The organism is Nocardia sp. NPDC004711, from assembly GCF_053601595.1.
Genome location: NZ_JBSGCB010000037.1, coordinates 1 through 17,388 on the forward strand (window position 1 = coordinate 1; position 17,388 = coordinate 17,388).

14 protein-coding genes and 1 pseudogene are annotated in these 17,388 nt (G+C 67.8%); 8 read left to right on the plus strand and 7 right to left on the minus strand.

Features of this window, described 5'->3' with window-relative positions; translation table 11 throughout:
- Positions 1–139 precede the first annotated feature (139 nt).
- Positions 140–280, plus strand: coding sequence for a hypothetical protein (locus tag ACWEKS_RS31950; protein ID WP_452343527.1), 141 nt, complete (start codon positions 140–142; stop codon positions 278–280).
- An 83-nt stretch (positions 281–363) separates the two neighbouring features.
- Here ACWEKS_RS31950 and ACWEKS_RS31955 read toward each other — a convergent pair whose 3' ends face one another.
- Entirely contained in the window at positions 364–1,137 is a 774-nt protein-coding gene (locus tag ACWEKS_RS31955) for a hypothetical protein (RefSeq protein WP_452343528.1), read from the minus strand.
- A complete protein-coding gene (locus ACWEKS_RS31960; protein WP_452343529.1) occupies positions 1,134–1,433 on the minus strand; it encodes a PadR family transcriptional regulator in 300 nt (99 codons plus the stop codon). The genes ACWEKS_RS31955 and ACWEKS_RS31960 overlap by 4 nt, the downstream gene beginning before the upstream one ends.
- A gap of 125 nt (positions 1,434–1,558) precedes the next feature.
- Here ACWEKS_RS31960 and ACWEKS_RS31965 point away from each other — a divergent pair, with 125 nt between their 5' ends.
- Positions 1,559–2,557, plus strand: a complete 999-nt coding sequence (locus tag ACWEKS_RS31965) for a hypothetical protein (RefSeq protein WP_452343530.1) — start codon at positions 1,559–1,561, stop codon at positions 2,555–2,557.
- 499 nt (positions 2,558–3,056) lie between these two features.
- Positions 3,057–3,947, plus strand: coding sequence for an alpha/beta fold hydrolase (locus ACWEKS_RS31970; protein ID WP_452343531.1), 891 nt, complete (start codon positions 3,057–3,059; stop codon positions 3,945–3,947).
- 472 nt (positions 3,948–4,419) lie between these two features.
- Here the strand turns inward: ACWEKS_RS31970 and ACWEKS_RS31975 are convergent, their stop codons facing one another.
- Positions 4,420–5,439, minus strand: a complete 1,020-nt coding sequence (locus tag ACWEKS_RS31975; protein ID WP_452343532.1) for a LacI family DNA-binding transcriptional regulator — start codon at positions 5,437–5,439, stop codon at positions 4,420–4,422.
- Positions 5,440–5,541: 102 nt separating this feature from the next.
- Here ACWEKS_RS31975 and ACWEKS_RS31980 point away from each other — a divergent pair, with 102 nt between their 5' ends.
- From ACWEKS_RS31980 to ACWEKS_RS31990, 3 genes are all read left to right on the plus strand, one after another.
- Positions 5,542–7,527 (plus strand): sulfatase-like hydrolase/transferase, encoded by a 1,986-nt coding sequence (locus ACWEKS_RS31980; RefSeq protein WP_452343533.1) that lies wholly within the window; start codon positions 5,542–5,544, stop codon positions 7,525–7,527.
- A gap of 71 nt (positions 7,528–7,598) precedes the next feature.
- On the plus strand, positions 7,599–8,564 hold the full coding sequence (locus tag ACWEKS_RS31985) for a formylglycine-generating enzyme family protein (RefSeq protein ID WP_452343534.1): 966 nt from the start codon (positions 7,599–7,601) through the stop codon (positions 8,562–8,564).
- 430 nt (positions 8,565–8,994) lie between these two features.
- The gene (locus ACWEKS_RS31990) at positions 8,995–9,444 is read left to right on the plus strand and encodes a GNAT family N-acetyltransferase (protein WP_452343535.1); all 450 of its coding nucleotides are present in this window, start codon (positions 8,995–8,997) and stop codon (positions 9,442–9,444) included.
- Positions 9,445–9,918: 474 nt separating this feature from the next.
- Here the strand turns inward: ACWEKS_RS31990 and ACWEKS_RS31995 are convergent.
- The 4 genes and pseudogenes from ACWEKS_RS31995 to ACWEKS_RS32010 form a co-directional block, all read right to left on the minus strand.
- A pseudogene (locus ACWEKS_RS31995) lies at positions 9,919–10,906 on the minus strand (IS3 family transposase); the annotation flags it as partial.
- A gap of 264 nt (positions 10,907–11,170) precedes the next feature.
- Positions 11,171–11,707 (minus strand): YbhB/YbcL family Raf kinase inhibitor-like protein, encoded by a 537-nt coding sequence (locus ACWEKS_RS32000; protein WP_452343536.1) that lies wholly within the window; start codon positions 11,705–11,707, stop codon positions 11,171–11,173.
- Between the two features lie 19 nt (positions 11,708–11,726).
- Positions 11,727–13,076: a M20/M25/M40 family metallo-hydrolase gene (locus ACWEKS_RS32005; protein ID WP_452343537.1), complete on the minus strand. Its 1,350-nt coding sequence runs from the start codon at positions 13,074–13,076 to the stop codon at positions 11,727–11,729.
- Between the two features lie 169 nt (positions 13,077–13,245).
- Positions 13,246–14,463 carry a hypothetical protein gene (locus tag ACWEKS_RS32010; RefSeq protein ID WP_452343538.1) on the minus strand — a complete coding sequence of 406 codons (1,218 nt, stop codon included), beginning with the start codon at positions 14,461–14,463 and terminating at the stop codon, positions 13,246–13,248.
- A 179-nt stretch (positions 14,464–14,642) separates the two neighbouring features.
- On the opposite strand from ACWEKS_RS32010, the gene ACWEKS_RS32015 reads away from it, so the two are divergent.
- Together ACWEKS_RS32015 and ACWEKS_RS32020 are read left to right on the plus strand one after the other, a co-directional pair.
- Positions 14,643–15,719, plus strand: a complete 1,077-nt coding sequence (locus tag ACWEKS_RS32015) for a phospholipid scramblase-related protein (protein WP_452343539.1) — start codon at positions 14,643–14,645, stop codon at positions 15,717–15,719.
- 64 nt (positions 15,720–15,783) lie between these two features.
- Entirely contained in the window at positions 15,784–17,301 is a 1,518-nt protein-coding gene (locus tag ACWEKS_RS32020; RefSeq protein WP_452343540.1) for an FAD-dependent monooxygenase, read from the plus strand.
- The last annotated feature ends 87 nt before the right edge of the window (positions 17,302–17,388 follow it).

A 17,388-nucleotide genomic window follows, 5' to 3' on the forward strand; every position in this document is an offset into this window, starting at 1 on the left:
TTTTCCTTCGGAGACCGGTTTTCGGCTTGGGTGGGGTCCGGACCCGGGGTCCGGACCCGACCTACGCGGGCGTCCACCTTCACGGCGCACCGCCGCGTCGACCGACAGATTCCGTAAGGACGCCGACGGTGTCTGGCGGATGACCCGCCGCACCATTGACCAGATGTACATCACCAAGGATTTCCTGCCAGACGAAGGCGCACGGAGTTGGTTCGCTCTTTCCGCCGCCGAGCGGTTCGCCTCGCCGGACAAGCCTGCAGGTTGGCTTCCGCCCAGCTAGCTGCTTTCGCGTATTCGTGCGACCGAGTGCGCCGATCGCGATATTCCTGCTGGCCGGATTGGTTGCCGCGTCGGGGCCGTGGGCTAGTCGTCCGCGAGAGATGGGAGCTCGCACAGTGCTGCGGTTCCCGCGACCCCGAACACCAGCGTGAGTGCACCGCAGATGGCTGCGAACGGATCGAATCGGGCACCGGAGAAAGCGAAGATCAGCAAGACCGCACCGGTGACCACGGCGACCGCGGCCAGGACCACGCCGCCGGCACCGGCCCGCCAGCGACTCGGTGCGATGACGGTTTCGGGGCCGAGGTTGGCCAGGACTCGTGAACCTGCGCCGACGGCCAGCAGCCAACCGATCCACCACAACGACACGACAGCCAGCCGGATCGGCACCGGCGGAATCCGGGGCAGCACACTGCCATGCACGGTGATCACCACCGTCGCGACCAGGGCCACCGGAACAGCGAAAAATCGCGTGGACCGCCGAACCGCCGCAGCCAGCGCAGTCCGGTTCAGGTGTGGCAACGGTGTCACCAGCGCGCACCCCACCAGCAGGGCCGCCGCGCAGCCCCGCAGCACCTGCCTGAGGACGGGGCCGGCGTCCTCGGTAAGGAGATTGGCGATGAACCATCCGCAGCCCGCGACCGCGAGGACCATCGCGGTCGCGCGGGCGGTGCGCTGCCCTCGGTGACGAGGTGGCCAGATCGCCGGTTGCAGCCAGATGGCGGCCGCGCTCGCCACCAGATTCGGCCAGGATCGCCACCCTTCCGAACGCGCGGCGTCGCACAGGTCCTCACCCCACCGGTCGAGGTAGGGCCGCGGATACAACAACCGCACGAGGATTTGCGTGCAGCTGGTCACGCCGGGCTCACCCCCAGACGCCGCAATCCGGTCCTCGACACCTCGGCCATGGCACGCAGTTCCCGTTCCAGCAACGCGGCGCCCTGCGGGGTCAGGCGAACCGGGCGCTGCCGCCCGACACCGTCGACAGCTTCGATCAACCCTTTGGCTTCGAGCCGTGCCAGCGCGCCGTACAGGCTGCCGGCCGCCAGCCGCTCCCCGACCAAGTGCTCGATCGCGACATTGATCGCGTAGCCGTGCAACGGCCCCTCGGCAAGCGCGCACAACACCAGTACCTGTGCGTCGTTGGCGAGCATCAGGACCTCCTCGTTCGACCCTTCCCAGCAGACTAGTACACATTGCGTAGCTCGCGCCACATAGTACGCAGCGCGTACTATGCGCGTGATTGATCGGCTCGGCCGGTCAGAAAGGAGCGGTAGCGGTGGCGGATGAACAGGTGGTATCGGTCGGCAGCCAGGTCCGGAGTGTCACGGGTGCGGCGCTGATGGCCTCTTTCGTGGCAGGGGCCGGGTTCGTCGCCTTCGCATGGACCACGACGCAGGCCAAGACCGTGCGGGCGGCGAGCCCGTGGCAAGCCGACCCATATGACGTGGTGGTGTCGTTCACCGAATTCGTGGTACCAGCAGTGCTGTTGCTGATGGCACTGCGAATGCTGTTGTGGCGCAACGGTCAACCACAACCAGCCTTCCGCGTCGCACAGCTGGCACGGACCGCAGCCGCGATAACGGGGCTCGTGGCGATGACTGCGACGACGGACTGGATCGCGGTCGCGGTCGACGCCGATCGCACGGCTTGGACCGCGACGACCACGCCGGTGCTGATCACTGCACTCACAGTCCTCACGGCCGTCACCGCCGCCGGGCTGATGCTGCAGCGAAAAGCGCTGCGATTGCCGGTATCCGAGCGAGTGCACGACGGTGATTGGCTCGACGACATCGAACCCCTGGCCGCATTGCTCACCGGCGGCCGGGCCATTGTCCGCCCCTCCCACTACAGCTCGGTCGCGGCGTTCACCCGCCGTCACGACATCGCCGTCCTCGCGGCGGCGGCCGTGTCCGCAGGGGCAGCAGTCACAGCCGCGCAAGCCATCGGCGAGAGGTGGACCGACCCGCTGCTGATCGTCTTCGCAATAGTCACCGCCACCAGCGGGTTCTTCGGGATGGCAATGCTCGCGAACCACGTCCTCGTCTTCATAGCCCCGGCCCCGCGGCCGAACCGGATACATCGCGCAGTCCGTGCCGCCTCCACGGCCGCCGCGCTAGCAGTACCGGCCACGGTGGCCCTGCGCGGCGCGATCTGGTCCCTGCTCGGCGAGGTCACCGAACACTCGCCCCTGGGGCTGCTCCTCCTGGCGACCGGCGGCGCAGTCATCGTCGGAAGCGTGACCTTCACCGTAGCCGCGACGCGCATCCACCCATAACTGCTTCAGACCCGGCCACCAATGACAGTGTGCCCATGACGGCCCAAGGACGTTCAGAACAACGTGTCACGCACGCGCAGCGGTGGTACCCGGTCGGGCCGAGCCGGGCGAGTTCGGCGTCGATGTCGAACTCGATGGCGCCGAAGAAGTTGACGTTCTCACTGTGCGCCGGGCTGATATGTGCCAGCACGTCGTCGATGCGGCGGCCCTCACGGCGCATCGACTCGAGCGCTGGCAATTGGCTGACAGCGCGGTGCCAGCACCGTCGGACAGCATGTGGGATCGGCACGGGTCAGATCGCCGAGCACGGCTTCGCCGCCGTGTCCGTCGATCAGATCGTCGCTGCCGCCGGAGTCACCCGCGGTGCGGGATCAGAGCCCGCAGCGGCGTCGGCATTTGGAGGACATGGCTTCGCTTGCCGACTTCGTGGCCGAGCGTCTGTCGCAGCTACTCGCGGAATGGCAAGAACTCTTCAGCAAGCTAGAGACAGGAATCTCTCATGAGCCGTGACGACAGCCGGATGCCGGAGTCGATGGTCCTCGCTGACGGTCGGAACTTGAGCTGGTACGAGCACGGCGACCGGTCCGGTTCGCCGTGTGTGTTCCTGCCCGGGTCGGCGACCTCGGGACACGCCGGAGTCGCGCTGGACGCGGTGGCCACGGCCGGCGGAATCCGGATGATCTCCGTGGACCGACCCGGCCTGGGACACTCGGACCCGGCCCCTCGCCGACGGTTGATCGATTGGGCCGGTGACGTCGAACAACTGGTGGACCACTTGGCACTGGAGCGTTTCGGGCTACTCGGCCATTCCGCCGGCGGGGCCTACGCCCTCGCTGTCGCATCCCGGTTTCCCGACCGCGTGACCTGCACGGTGGTCGGCGCGGGAAGCCCGCCCTACAGCGAGGACTGGACCCGGGCCGAGGGCGTGGTGTCGCGTATGTCCCGGTTCTACAACGGGATGGCGGTCCACACGCCACGGCTGTACGGAGCCCTCTCTGCGCTGAGCGCCCCACGATCAGCCGAGGCCGTCGACCGGCTCATGGCGCTGGTCGCACGCGGAAGTTCACCGGATGCCGAGTTCGCCAGGAAGTACCCCGACCAGACCCGGGCCGCGATGGAGGCACTCGGCGACGGATACCGGCAGGGCTCCGCTGGCCCGACCGACGACCTCGCCATGCTGTGCCGCCCGTGGGGGTTCGACCTAGGCGAGGTCACCGGCCCGGTGGAATGGTGGCACGGCGAACAAGACACCACCGTCAGTCCTCGATCCGGGCGAGAGATCACCTCTCGGCTGCCCCACGCAACGACCCACTTCGTCGACGGCGGCCACTACGCCATGTTCGCCAACGCCACCCAAGCCATGATCCCCCTACACCAGAGCGGTCGATGACCGCTCGAAGTAAGCGCTGGACCCGCGCTGACCGAACCGGCCAGCGCGGGGCATCGGGATATCAACTGGCCGTGTCGATCCGGGGCAGGCGGAACGTCCGCTACTGCCGAGTTGCGGATGACGGTCCAATCTCGCACGATCGGCTATCGAACCGCCGTTTCGCACTAATTCCTCAGCCGTAGTGCGCGTTTAGAACGGTTGCACTGCGATCGGTCCGCCGATGGCAGTGCACTCTCCTGCCGCATACCGCGCTGACCGAACCGGCCAGCACGGGGCGACGCCGGCCGGAACCCTGGTGCGCCGCAGAACGTCTGCTACTGCCGAATGCAGCCGCAGTGGCGCAGCCCCAACAATCGGCCACCTGGACTTGATGGACACCGTGACTACTCGACCATCACTTTGTTATGTTGCTGGCTAGCATGGTGTTTCGTGCTGGTTGCTTAGGAGCGCCCGCTGCCAATGTTGTTGCGGGCTAAGCGGATTCCCGCACTATGAGCTCGGGATGTGGTGGCTCCGCGGGCGGCGGCGTGTCATCGGCGTCCAGAGCCGCTCGGATCGCCGCCGCGGCCAGTGCGGCCATGTGCTCGGCGGGAACGTAGGTGGTGGTGAGGTGCGGCCTTAGGATGCGGCCCATGGGGAAGTTGCCCGACCCGACCACCGCGATGTCGCTGGGCACCCGCAGTCCCGCTTCCCTGAGTACCTCGATCAGCAGTAGAGCGTGTTCGTCGTTGTAGGCGTAGATGCCGTCGGGGCGGGTTTCGGGTTCGGCACGCCATCTCGTGATCGTGGGGGTGAGGCTTTGTTCGGTCAGGTCGCAGTCCACCCGTTCGACCAGAAGGCCGGAGGCTGCGGCCACCTCCTTCACGGTCTCGAAGCGGGGAACGCTCAGGATGGTCAATGGATCGCCGGGCACCAGGCAGGCCAGTCGCCGGCAGCCTCTCCGGATGAGATGGTCGGCCGCCGCGCGGGCGACGGCATTGGGATCCATTGGGATCGGGATCGCAGCGGTCGCGGGGTCGGGGTGCGCACCCAGTAGCGCCACCACCTCGACTCCGGCGCGCCGCAGGAAATCGACACTCTCGGGTGGACACTGCTGGGCGTGCGCGATCACGGCGGCCGGGCGGAGTTCGGCCCAGGCTCGCGCGGCCTCCAGGCCCGCGCGCTCGCGGCCGCCGTGGACGAGCAGGCACAGATCCCGTTCGGCCAGTTCGCGGGCGAAGTGTGCGGTGAACGCGTCACTGGCGGGGCTGGCGGGCAATTCGAGCATCGGGATGAGAACGGTATTGCCGCGTCCGGCTCGCAGGGTGCGGGCGGTGGCATTGGGCGCGTACCCCAGATCATGGACCGCTGCGAGCACCCGATCGCGGGTCTGTTCGCTGATGCGCACGTCGGTGCGGCCGTTGAGGATGTAGGACACCGTGGCTCGCGATACTCCCGCCCGGCGCGCGACGTCGGCGCTGTTCGGCCTGGTGATCGGTGCCTCCGCGGTCACGGATCGAATTCTCCTCTCGGTGCGACAGTCATGACGATCGTAGCTTACTCGTGTAACCTCCGGTCTGTTTACACGTGTAAGTCGAGAGGAATCGTTCGGGCCATGACTGCATCGAATCGGCGGACCGACGCCGGAATCGCACGCCGGACCTTCCTGGGTGGCGCGGCCGCAGCGGCGGCCGCCGCGCTCGTGCCGGGCCTCGCCCGGGCAGAGGACGGCTCGCGCCCGAACATCCTGTGCCTGGTGAGTGAGGATTGCGGTGCGCAGCACCTGGGCTGCTACGGGGGCGTCGCCCACACCCCGACCCTGGATCGGCTTGCCGCGGAGGGGATCAGGTGGCGTAACTGCTTCTCGGCGGCGCCCGTGTGCGCGCCGTCCCGGTTCGCGATGATCTCCGGAGTCGTGCCCGAAAGCTGCGCACCGGCCAATCACATGCGCGCGGCCGGAGCATTGCCGCCTTTTCTCGATCACGCCGGATGGCCGAGGCTGCTACGACAGGCGGGCTACTACTGCACGAACAACGCCAAAGAGGATTACAACACTGCCGATCTCGACATCGGCGCGACCTGGGACGAATCCTCGCTGCACGCGCACTGGCGCAATCGCCCGGGCGGGGCGCCGTTCTTCGCGATCTTCAATCCCACGATCACACACGAATCGTCGGTTTTCCTCAACGCGCCAGGCCTCGACCAGCTCGACGGCAGACTCTCCACCCCGTATCTGGAAGAACTCCAGGGCGTGCACACCGTCACGTCGACCCCGATCCTCGGCGGTCCTACCACCCCCGATCAGGTGCGTATCCCGCCGTACTATCCCGACACTCCGACCACCCGTTCGGATGCGGCGTTGTACATGAATCAGATCAATCAGATGGATCAGGAGATGGCCGCACGGCTGCGGGAATTGGATGAGGCGGGCCTCGCCGAGGACACCATCGTCCTGTATTACAGCGATCACGCCGGTGTGCTGCCCCGCTCGAAGCGATTCTGCTACGACAGCGGACTGCACATCCCGCTGATCGCCCGATTCGGCCGTAATGTCGCCGACCTGGCCCCCGCGCCGACGGGCAGCACCCTGGACGAACCCGTATGCAGCGGAACCGCGCTCCCGGCGACCATTCTCGACCTGGCCGGCGTCGGGGCGCCGATCTGGATGGACGGCACCCCGTTCGCCGGGCCCCGCCGTGCCGCGGCGCGCTATGCGTTCGGCATGCGCAATCGGATGGATGAGCGCTACGACATGGTCCGCACCGCGCGGGACGAACGCTTCCGCTACATCCGGAACTATCTGCCCCATCTGCCGAATGGGCTACACGTGCAGTTCATGTGGCTCCAGGCCGGATACCGCGAATGGGATCAACTCCACCACGACGGCCGCCTCGACGAGCTCACCGATCGGTTCTGGCAACCGCGCCCGGCAGAGGAGCTCTACGACACCCACTCCGACCCCGATGAAATCCATAATCTCGCAACCGATCCCGACTACGCGACCGACCTACGGCGGATGAGCGCAGCCCTGGACGAGCACATGCTGGCGGTGGTCGACGACGGCTTCATCCCCGAGAGCGAAGCCGCCGAAGGCTACACCGCTGGCCGCGACCGGGACGCCTACCCGCTGCGCGCGATCATGGATCTCGCAGCCACGGCCATCCAACGCGACCCCGCCGCCCTCCTGGACCTGGTGCGAAACCTGACCTCTGGCAACGACATCGTCCGCTACTGGGCGGCGACCGGCTGCTGCATGCTCGACACCGCTGCCGCACCGGCCACCGACGACCTGTACCGCGTATTCGACGCCGAACCCTCACCACACGTGAGAATCGCCCTCGCCGAAGCCCTCGCCCGAGCGAGCGAAAATCAGCAAGCCGTCGGCTACCTCGGGGACACCCTCGTGAACCACCCCGATGGCTGGGTTCGGCTGCAGGCCGCCAACGCGCTCGACCACCTCGGCGAACGCGCCCGCGCGGCCCGACCCCAACTCGTCACCGCCTCCTCCGCACCTGGCAACTCCGATGCTGCCTCCCATGTCCGCACTGCCGCTTCGCATACCGCGCGCGTCCTGGGCAACACCGCCGCCGGCATTCCGTGAGGGGTCCGTGTCGGTGCGCTGGCCGTCGCCTTCGGTAACGCTGAGTGAACTTCAGGAAGGAAGAACTGCGAATGCCCTCATCCATCCCGCATCCTGCGGACGGACCGGCACCGGATTCGCGGAGTTGCTGCGCACCCGCTCGTTCGGGGACCAACCGCACGCCGCGCATACCCGCCCACGCGGTCGGCGGTCCGTCCCCAGTCTTGATCCCTGTTCCAGGTGGTGAGTTCCGGATGGGCAGTGAGGAACCCGACAGCCATCCGGCCGACGGTGAAGGCCCGGTGCGACCGGTGCGGGTATCGGAATTCGCGATCGCCGCGCGCACCGTCACCAATGACCAGTTCGCGCAATTCATTACCGCGACCGGATATCCCACCGCCGCCGAACGCTACGGCTGGTCCTATGTGTTCGCCGGGTTTCTGCCCGCCGCACTACGGCGCAACGCGCGCCGCCCCGACGGCACCCCGTGGTGGTGTGCGGTCCCCGAGGCGACCTGGTCTGCGCCGGAAGGCCCGGGCAGCGATCTCGACGGCCGGGGCGACCATCCCGTGGTGCACGTGTCTTGGCATGACGCGCAGGCGTATTGCGCCTGGGCGGGGGTGCGGCTGCCCACCGAGGCCGAATGGGAATTCGCCGCCCGAGGCGGCCTCGAACGCGCCCGGTACCCGTGGGGCGACGAACCCGAATCCGAGACCTGCTACCGCGCCAACATCTTCCGAGGCTCGTTTCCCGCCCGCAACACCGCCGCCGACGGATATCGCGGCACTGCTCCGGTGGATGCCTTCGTGCCGAACGCATTCGGGCTGTACAACACCGTCGGCAACGTGTGGGAGTGGTGCGCCGACCACTGGCACACCGACCACTCTCGCGACCTCGTCACCGACCCGCGCGGGCCGGCGACCGGCGACGGCCGGGTACTGCGCGGCGGCTCGTATCTGTGCCACGACAGCTATTGCAACCGCTATCGGGTCGCGGCCCGAATCCACAACTCTCCCGAATCCAGCAGCGGCAATACCGGTTTCCGCGTCGCGTGCTGAGTGAGATCCGCTCGCCTGATGGCGTGAGGCACGTTGACCTGTGGTCAGGAGACATACTGGTTGAAGATTTCGAGCGCGACATGGTCGCAACGTAACAGCCTGGTCCGACGGGCTATCGGCACGCCGCTTCAGCCAGGAAGAGGTCCGCTGAACGCACTCAATTGCCGCATACCGCGCTGACCGGACCGGCCAGCGCGGGGCGACGCCAGCCGGAACCTGGTGCGCCGCAGAACGTCCGCTACTGCCGATGACGGGATGTCGGGAAGATGCGAGTTCGACAAATATTCCGGTGCGCAGGTGAAGGAGCATATGGGAGGTTTGCCGCATGTCTCATGATCATGTCGCTGCAGGTGGATGTGGTTCTCGGCCGAGTGTGCGCATAGTGCACTTGAACCGCCGAACATACGAGGCGCTCGCCGATGGAGACCTTGTGGCGGCAAATGCGGCCAGCCCGGTTCCGCTGACGGCTCATTTCGCAGGACCTGAGTGGCGACGGCTGTGGGTGTTGAGGGGCGCGCAAGTCGAGGAAGAGCCGACCAGCGCAGGGTGGGTCACCGGTGTCATCTGGGACGAACAACAGCAACTTGCCGTGGGCAGGGCGGGCTTTCACGGGCTTCCCGACGCATCGGGGATGGTCGAGATCGGGTATGCCGTCGATCCAGCGTATCGACGACGCGGCTACGCCCGCGCAGCGTTGGAGTGCTTGTTGCGGCGTGCTGCTCGCGAACCCCAGGTGAGAACGGTTCGAGTCAGCATCGGCCCGGATAACCTGGCTTCGTATCGGTTGGCATCGCAGTACGGCTTCGTTGAGGTCGGAGAGCAATGGGACAACGAGGACGGTCTGGAGATCGTCTACGAGGTCGCCGCAGATAAGTTGTAGGTCCCTGTAACACTCGCTCATGGCGCATACTGCGCTGACCGAACCGGCCAGCGCGGGGCGCCGGCGGCCCGAACCTGGTGCGGCGCAGAACGTCCGCTAATGCCGAGTTGCGGATGACGGTCCAATCTCGCACGATCGGCTATCGAACCGCCGTTTCGCACGAATTCCTCAGCCGTAGTGCGCGCTTAGAACGGTTGCACTGCGATCGGTCCGCCGATGGCAGTGCACTCTCCTGCCGCATACCGCGCTGGCCGAACCGGCCTGTGCGGGGCATCGGAAGATCGACGGGCAGAGCGTCGTATAGCCGGCGGCAGTGCTCGCTCATGCTGATGTGAGATGAGTTGTGGTACAGGCCGTCCGGAATGTTGTGAGGTATGCCTTAGCTTGGTGAAAGACGCCACCTCATGTGACGATCGCGATGCGCAATTCCTCACGGCTGCACCAGGGTCGGCGATCGAGAACATTCTTCTGCATTAGCGCGAAGAAACTCTCCATGGCCGCGTTGTCACCGGCCGCCCCGGCACGGCCCATCGATCCGGCCATGCCGTGACGGGTCAAGGCGTGCACGAATGTTCGGCTTCGAAATGATGAATGATGTTGCCCGCCAACGGATGTACTTCCCGATGCCGCAACGCCGCGGCCTGACCGATCGCGGAGTTGACGAACGCGGCTTGTTTGCTGGTCGAATATGCCCAGCCCAGGATCCGCCCGGCGTAGGCGTCGATCACGAACGCCGTGTAGACGAACGCGCCCGTGACCAGACGAACATAGGTGAAATCAGCGACGAGCAGCATGTTCGGTGCCGGAACCCGGAACTGGCGATCGACCAGGTCCGGTGCCCGCGAGGCGGCCGGATCCGGTTCGGTGGTGCGGATCTTCTTGCGCCGCACCACGCCACGCCACCCGTTGGCGCTCATGAGCCGCTCGACGGTGCAGCGGGCGACCGGGGATCTTCAGGCGCTACAGGTGCGCCCACATCTTCTCGGCCCCATACAACGACTCCGGTGCCCGCCGGCCTCGATCATCCGGTTCGTAGAAACCGGCAAGGATCTCGGTGACCGTGGTGTCCCACAATGCCCGTGTCGACGGTGCCCGCCGAGCCCAGGCGTGGAAGGTTCTCGGGGCGATCTTGACCCCGTGCGCGGTCAGCGCACGGCAGATCGGAACGACCCCGAACCGAGCCCTGTGCTCGGCGATGAACGCACAAATCAGCGGTGTCGCGGGTCGCTCTCCCGCGCGAAGAAACTCGTTGCAGCCTTGGGGATTTCGATGGTCTTTTCCAGCTCGGCGATCTTGCGTTCTGCTCGCGGATCACCCGTGCCGACTCGGTCGTCGTTTCTTCGGTCTCACCCGCGTCGACCGCGGCCTGCCTGATCTATTTCCGCAGCGTCTCGGCGGTCATACCCAGCTGGGCCGAGACCGTCTTGATCGCGGCCCACTCGCTGTCGTAGTCGTCGCGGTGACTGCAATCCCGGCAACCCGCGGCGCTACTTCAACCCCTCACCACAAGCCATGCGCGAGCCGACCGGCGTCATTGAGCCGCCATCGCCTGAACTGACATCACGCTCAACTGGAATCGCCGAATCGCCTTCTGCCAGGGATTATCTCCAACTTCGTTGGATTTTCGGCGATTACTACCGGGACTCCCACGGGTAGTGTTGCCCGGACATGACTGTGGCCCCGAGCGAGAATTCGCCCGGGGCCACAGTCGTTTCGGCGTGGACGCCTACTTCTGCTCGTGCGTGCCGATGATGGTGGCGCGGCCGATGGCGTTCATGAACAGGTTGAAGCCCAGGTAGGCGGGCGAGGCGTTCTCGTCGACCTCGACGCGCTCGACGCCGACGGCGTGCACGACCACGAAGTAGCGGTGCGCGCCGTGCCCGGCCGGCGGGAACGCGCCGGTGTACTCGTGCAGGCCCGCGTCATTGCGCAGGTGGATGGCGCCGGCGGGCAGGGTGCCGCCCTTGCTGGCCTGCCCGCTGGTGAGGCTGGTGGTGGTGACGGGGACATTGGCGAGGACCCAGTGCCAGAAGCCCGAGGCGGTCGGCGCGTCCGGGTCGTACATGGTGACGGCGAAACTCTTGGTCTCGGCCGGGAAGCCCGACCAGCTCAGCTGCGGCGAGATGTCCTGTCCGCCCGCGCCGCCCAGCGCGCTGACCTGATCCAGGTGCAGGGGCTTGCCGTCGCTGATATCGGTGGAGGTCAGGGTGAACTCGGGCAGCTGCGGCAGCGGCGCGTAGGGATTGTAGGAGTAGTCGGGCACGAGCAGTCCTTTCGAATCGTCAGCTGTGCAACAGGAAGTGTTCCAGTACGCGGGTGCCGAATTCGAGCGATTCCACCGGAACCCGCTCGTCGACCCCGTGGAACAGGGCGGAGAAGTCCAGTTCGGGCGGCAGCCGCAGCGGCGCGAAGCCGAAGCAGCGAATCCCCAACTTGGCGAAGGCTTTCGCGTCGGTGCCGCCGGAGAGCATGTAGGGCACGGTGCGCCCGTTCGGATCGTGGGCCAGGATGGCGTTGTTCATGGCGTCCACGAGGTGCCCGTCGAAGGTGGTCTCGTAGGAGTCGAGCTTCGTGATCCACTCCCGTTCCACATCCGGTCCGATGAGCGCGTCCACCTCCCGCTCGAATTCGGCCTGCCGTCCCGGCACCACCCGGCAGTCGACGACGGCCTCGGCGGTCTGCGGAATCACATTCGCCTTGTAGCCCGCCCGCAGCATGGTCGGGTTGGCGGTGTCGCGCAGGGTCGCGCCGATGATGCGGGAGATGGTGCCCAGTTTGGCCAGCTGACCCTCGATATCCGGTGAGCCGGGATCGAATTCGAGCCCGGACTCCTCGGCGACGGCGGCCAGGAACTCCGCGACCGAATCGGAGACCACCAGCGGGAAGGTGTGGGTGCCCAGCCGCGCCACCGCCTGCGACAGGATCGTCACCGCGTTGTCCTCGTGCAGGAACGAGCCGTGCCCGGCACGGGCCTTGGCGCGCAACCGCATCCAGCCCAGGCCCTTCTCCGCGGTCTCGACCAGATACAGCCGCCGCTCGCTGCCGTCGGGCCGCGGCACGGTCAGCGAGAATCCGCCGACCTCGCCGACCGCCTCGGTGACGCCCTCGAACAGGTCGGGCCGGTGCTCGACCAGCCACTGGCAGCCCCAGCGCCCGCCGTTCTCCTCGTCGGCCACGAACGCCCACACGATGTCGCGCGGCGGCACCGTGCCCTCGATCTTGAACTGGCGGGCCACCGCCAGCATCATGCCGACCATGTCCTTCATGTCGATGGCCCCGCGGCCCCACACGTAGCCGTCGCGCACCGCGCCGGAGAACGGGTGCACACTCCAGTCGGCGGCTTCGGCGGGCACCACGTCGAGATGCCCGTGGATCATCAGGGCCCCGCGCGAGGAGTCCGCGCCCTGCAGCCGCGCGAACACATTGCCGCGCCCCGGCGCACCCGATTCGACGTATTCGGTGGTGTACCCGGCCTCCTCGAGCTGTGCGGCCACCCACTGCGCGCATTCGCGCTCGCCCTTGGTGGTTTCCAGTTCGCCGGTATTGGAGGTGTCGAACCGGATCAGCGTGCTGACCAGGTCCACCACTTCCGACACGGCGCGAGGGGTGCGGGTTTCGGCGGTTTCGGACACGTCACCTTTCCTACCACCTCCCCGGCACCCCGTCGCCCACCGCCGCCCGCACGACCCGGCCCGCCGCAGGTCGAACGACGACCGGGAGTTGGAATCATCCGTGGCACAAGGGTTCCCGTACCCGGCGGGAAAGCACCCCGCACGCACCCGATCGGCGACGGCGGCGCGCTCAGCGCAGGAAACGGATCGTGTTGGTCAGCGTGGCCAGCAGCGCATCCAGGCGCTGGTCGGCGATGCGGCGTTCGAGGACCTCGAGGTCCAGGCGGGTGGAGGTGGCCCACAGCTCGCCCACGCGGGCCTGGACCTCGACATCGGTCGCGGACAGCACCCACAGCAGCGGCGGCCACAACCGGGCGGCCTGGGCCAGCGCGGGCAGCATGAGCAGCGTGGGGGCGTCGAGGGTGGCCAGGCGCAGGCCCGCCAGGCGGCGCACCTCGGCGGGAGTGCGCGCCAGGGGTTCGAGAACCCCGCGCCACACCGCCAGGTCGCTGCTGCCGTCCACGGCGTCGACGAGGGTCTCGGCGATCTCCGGCAGCACCGGATTGAGGGCCAGCCGGGTCAACGCGTTCGGGCTCAGCCGCCCGAAGAAGCGCAGCATGTCATCGGTGGCGTCGGCGGCGATATAGGTGGCGATCAGGTCCGCCACCGCCGAGGGCGGGGCCACCTCGAAGAGTATGTCGCCCACCGCGGCGATCACATCGGGGGCGCAGCGTGCGAACACCGACAGCGCCGCGAGCCGTAACTCCTTGGAACCATTGATGACCGTGCCCAGCAGCCGCGGCACCCGCTGACCGCTGCCCGCGAGCAGCTGCCGCATCACCGCGCTGAGCGATTCCCCCGAATACGCGTAGGCGGCCGAGCGGATGAGGCCCTCGTCATCGGGCACCCCCTCCTCGACCGCCTGGATCAATTCCGGTGTCGCATAGGCCAGGAACGGCCCCGCGGTGATGTAGTCGCGCCGGGCCAGCAGCTCGTTCACGATCGCCACCACCGGCGCGGGCGGTGCGTCGTCGGCGAGCTGGCCGACCGTGCGCGGATCCAGATACGGCGCACAGTCCGCGGCGTATCCGACATCCAGCCGTAGCAGCGCCTCGATTGCCTTGGCCGGGTATTTCACTCCGATCGCGCCGGCCGCGCGCCCGGTCATGGTGGGCGGCACCAGCCGCTGCACGATCGGCAGCGAGATGCTCAGCGGGATGACGGGGACCAGCCTGGCGATGCGCTCGAACACTGGCGCATGCCGGTCGAAGAGGTTGCCCGCCATGCGTTGTTGCAGCTCGTGCAGGCGATGCGGGCCGAGCCGTTCGAGGTGGGCGAGCCGTTCCACCGGCACGTGCAGGGTCCGGGCCAGGAGGACGAGCTGGGCTCGCGTCACCAGTTCGGTCATAAGCCCGGCCGCACCGTGTACGCGTGGCAACCCGCGAATTCGACTGTGGCGGACATACTTTCCCCGTTTCCCCGGTGACCCGAGCTGGGCCTCCGGATGTCGACCGCCCATCATAGAGGTGACCGCGGGGCGAAAAGTGCAAAAAGTGCAGAGTCCCTGTACACCGTTAGGATGCGGCCATGAGTCAACCCGCGGGGTGGTACCCCGAGCGTCCCGGATCTCCAGTGCTCCGCTGGTGGGACGGCAGCCAATGGACGAATCACACTCAGCCCCAGCAGCAACCGGCGCCGGCGCCGCAGCAATCGGATCGGCCCCGGTCCGACCAGTTCGCGCAGCAGCCCCGCCCGCAGCACCCGAACCAGCCGCACGCGCAGCAGTCGCAGCCGCACCAGGTCCAGCAGCAGTACGCGCCGCAACCTCAGCAGCAGTACGGCCAGCAGCCCCAGCAGCAGTACGCCCAACAGCCGCAACAGCAGTACGGTCAGCGCCCGCCACACCCGCAGCAGCCGGGCCGGCCCCATGGCGCGCAACCGCAGTTCGGTGGTCGCAGTGAGGCCAGCCCCTGGGAGCTCGAGGTCGGCAGCGCCGACAACCCCGCCGACATCCAGCGCCAGGTGCAGCAGCAGGCCGGGATCGCCCCCGCCCAGGCCGGTGGCGGCACCGTGTTCACCGAACCCGTGCTGGTGGTGAACCAGAAGGTCAAGTTGATCGAAATGGTCAACGAGTACAGCGTCTTCGACCAGCACGGCCGCCAGATCGGCGCGGTCGCCGAGGTCGGGCAGAGCGCGCTGAAGAAGGCCGTGCGCTTCCTGTCCAGCTACGACCAGTTCATGACCCACAAACTGGAGATCCGCGACGCGCACGGCCAGTGCCTCATGCGAATCACCCGCCCGGCCAAGGTCTTCAAGTCGAAGTTCCTGCTCGAGCACGGCAATGGCGCGCCGATCGGTGAGATCATCCAGGAGAACATGATCGGCAAGATCAACTTCGCCTTCCTGGTCAACGGTCAGCAGATCGGCGGTATCCGCGCCGAGAACTGGCGGGCCTGGAACTTCGCCATCCACGACCACACCGGTCAGGAGGTCGCCCGCATCACCAAGACGTGGGAGGGCCTGCTCAAGACCATGTTCACCACCGCCGACAACTATGTCGTGCAGATCCACCGCCAGCTCCCCCAGCCGCTGCTGTCCATGGTGGTGGCCTCCGGCCTGGCCATCGACACCGCCCTGAAACAGGATTCGCGCGGCTGGAACTGACCGCGCAAGCGGCGCGCAAGCCGACGCAAGCGCCCGGTGATCGGCCACCACCACAGTGATTCTCATGAACGAGACACGAGATGTGGTGGTGGCCGGGGCCGGACCGGCCGGGCTGATGCTGGCCTGCGAGCTGCGGCTGGCGGGAGTGGACGTGCTGGTCGTCGAGCGCCTCGCCGAACCGGATACGACGATCAAGGCGGGCGTGATCAATGTGCCCACCGCCCAGGCGCTGGGCCGGCGCGGGCTGGTGCCGGAGCTGCGGGCGGCCCACGAGGCGACGCTGGCCCGCATGGGTCAGATGTTCGCGGGCGCAGCGGTTCCCACCGCGCCGCGGCGTACACCGGCCGGTGGGCACTTCGCCGGGATCATGCTGTGGGCCGACAATGTCGACGGCGCGGATCCGGCCTTCGCCGATCTGGGCCCGGCGGCCGGATACCGCTATCTCGATCAGCAGACCATCGAGGCCGTCCTGGCCCGCCGCGCCGCCGACCTCGGAGTACCGGTGCGGCGCGGGGTCGAGCTGACCGGATTCGATGACGACGGCGTCGGTGTCACCGTCGACTGCGGCGGGCACACCGTGCGCGCCGGCTGGCTGGTCGGCTGCGACGGCGGCCGCAGCACCGTGCGCAAACTGGCCGGATTCGAATTCCCCGGCCTGGACCCCGAAATCACCGGCCGCCAGGCCCTGGTCGAGATGACCGGCGCGGAAAACCTGCCTCTGGGCTGGCACACCACCCCCACCGGCATCTTCGTCAACGGCCCCCAACCCGGCCGCATCCTCACCGTGGAACTCGACGGCCCGCCCGCCGACCGCACCAACCCGGTCACCGCCCGGGAGCTCGAGGACAGCTTCGAACGCGTCACCGGCGTGAAAGTGGCGATCTCCACGGTGGTTTCGGCCACCCGCTTCACCGACAACACCCGTCAGGTCCCCGACTACCGCAGCGGCCGGATCCTGCTGGCCGGCGACGCCGCCCACGTGCACTCCCCGTTCGGCGGCCAGGGCCTGAACCTGGGTATCGGCGATGCGGTCAACCTGGGCTGGAAGCTGGCCGCCGTGATCCGCGGCCGATCCCCGGAGGCATTGCTGGACACCTACACTCGTGAACGCCACCCGATCGGCGCCTGGGTGCTGGACTGGACGCGCGCGCAGATCGCGCTCATGCGCACCGATCCGCGCAGTCGCGCGCTGCGGGCGGTCACCACCGACCTGCTCGACACCCCGGCGGCCACCACGCAGGTGGTGAAGAAGCTCTCCGGCGTGCTGCACCGCTACGACCTGGGCAGCGGCGACCCGCTGATCGGTGCGGCCACACCCGATTTCGAACTGTCCGACGGCACGAGCGTGTCCGGTCACTTCGCCGACGGCCGTGGCCTGCTGCTGGATCCGAGCGACTCCCCCGCCCTGCGCGCCCGGGTCGAGCCGTGGGCGGATCGCATCCGGATCCTCACCGCCAAGCCCGCTCAGCCGCGCGAGCCGCTGTCGCTGCTGATCCGCCCCGACGGCGTCGTGGCCTGGACCTCCACCGAGCCGGATGGGCTCGAACAGGCCTTGACCACCTGGTTCGGCAATCCGGCGTGACCGGCCCGGCGGCACCGGCCCGCGGTGAGCAGCTCACCCCGCCACCGCGGCCGAGGCCGGCAGTTCCGGTGGCCGCGCCGGTGGTAT

Coding starts and splice junctions, on each gene's coding strand:
- ACWEKS_RS31960 (WP_452343529.1), bottom strand. CDS start 1,433: ATGCTCGCCAACGACGCACAGGTACTGGTGTTGTGCGCGCTTGCCGAG.
- ACWEKS_RS31980 (WP_452343533.1), top strand. CDS start 5,542: ATGACTGCATCGAATCGGCGGACCGACGCCGGAATCGCACGCCGGACC.
- ACWEKS_RS31985 (WP_452343534.1), top strand. CDS start 7,599: ATGCCCTCATCCATCCCGCATCCTGCGGACGGACCGGCACCGGATTCG.
- ACWEKS_RS32020 (WP_452343540.1), top strand. CDS start 15,784: ATGAACGAGACACGAGATGTGGTGGTGGCCGGGGCCGGACCGGCCGGG.
- ACWEKS_RS32010 (WP_452343538.1), bottom strand. CDS start 14,463: ATGACCGAACTGGTGACGCGAGCCCAGCTCGTCCTCCTGGCCCGGACC.
- ACWEKS_RS31950 (WP_452343527.1), top strand. CDS start 140: ATGACCCGCCGCACCATTGACCAGATGTACATCACCAAGGATTTCCTG.
- ACWEKS_RS31970 (WP_452343531.1), top strand. CDS start 3,057: ATGAGCCGTGACGACAGCCGGATGCCGGAGTCGATGGTCCTCGCTGAC.
- ACWEKS_RS32015 (WP_452343539.1), top strand. CDS start 14,643: ATGAGTCAACCCGCGGGGTGGTACCCCGAGCGTCCCGGATCTCCAGTG.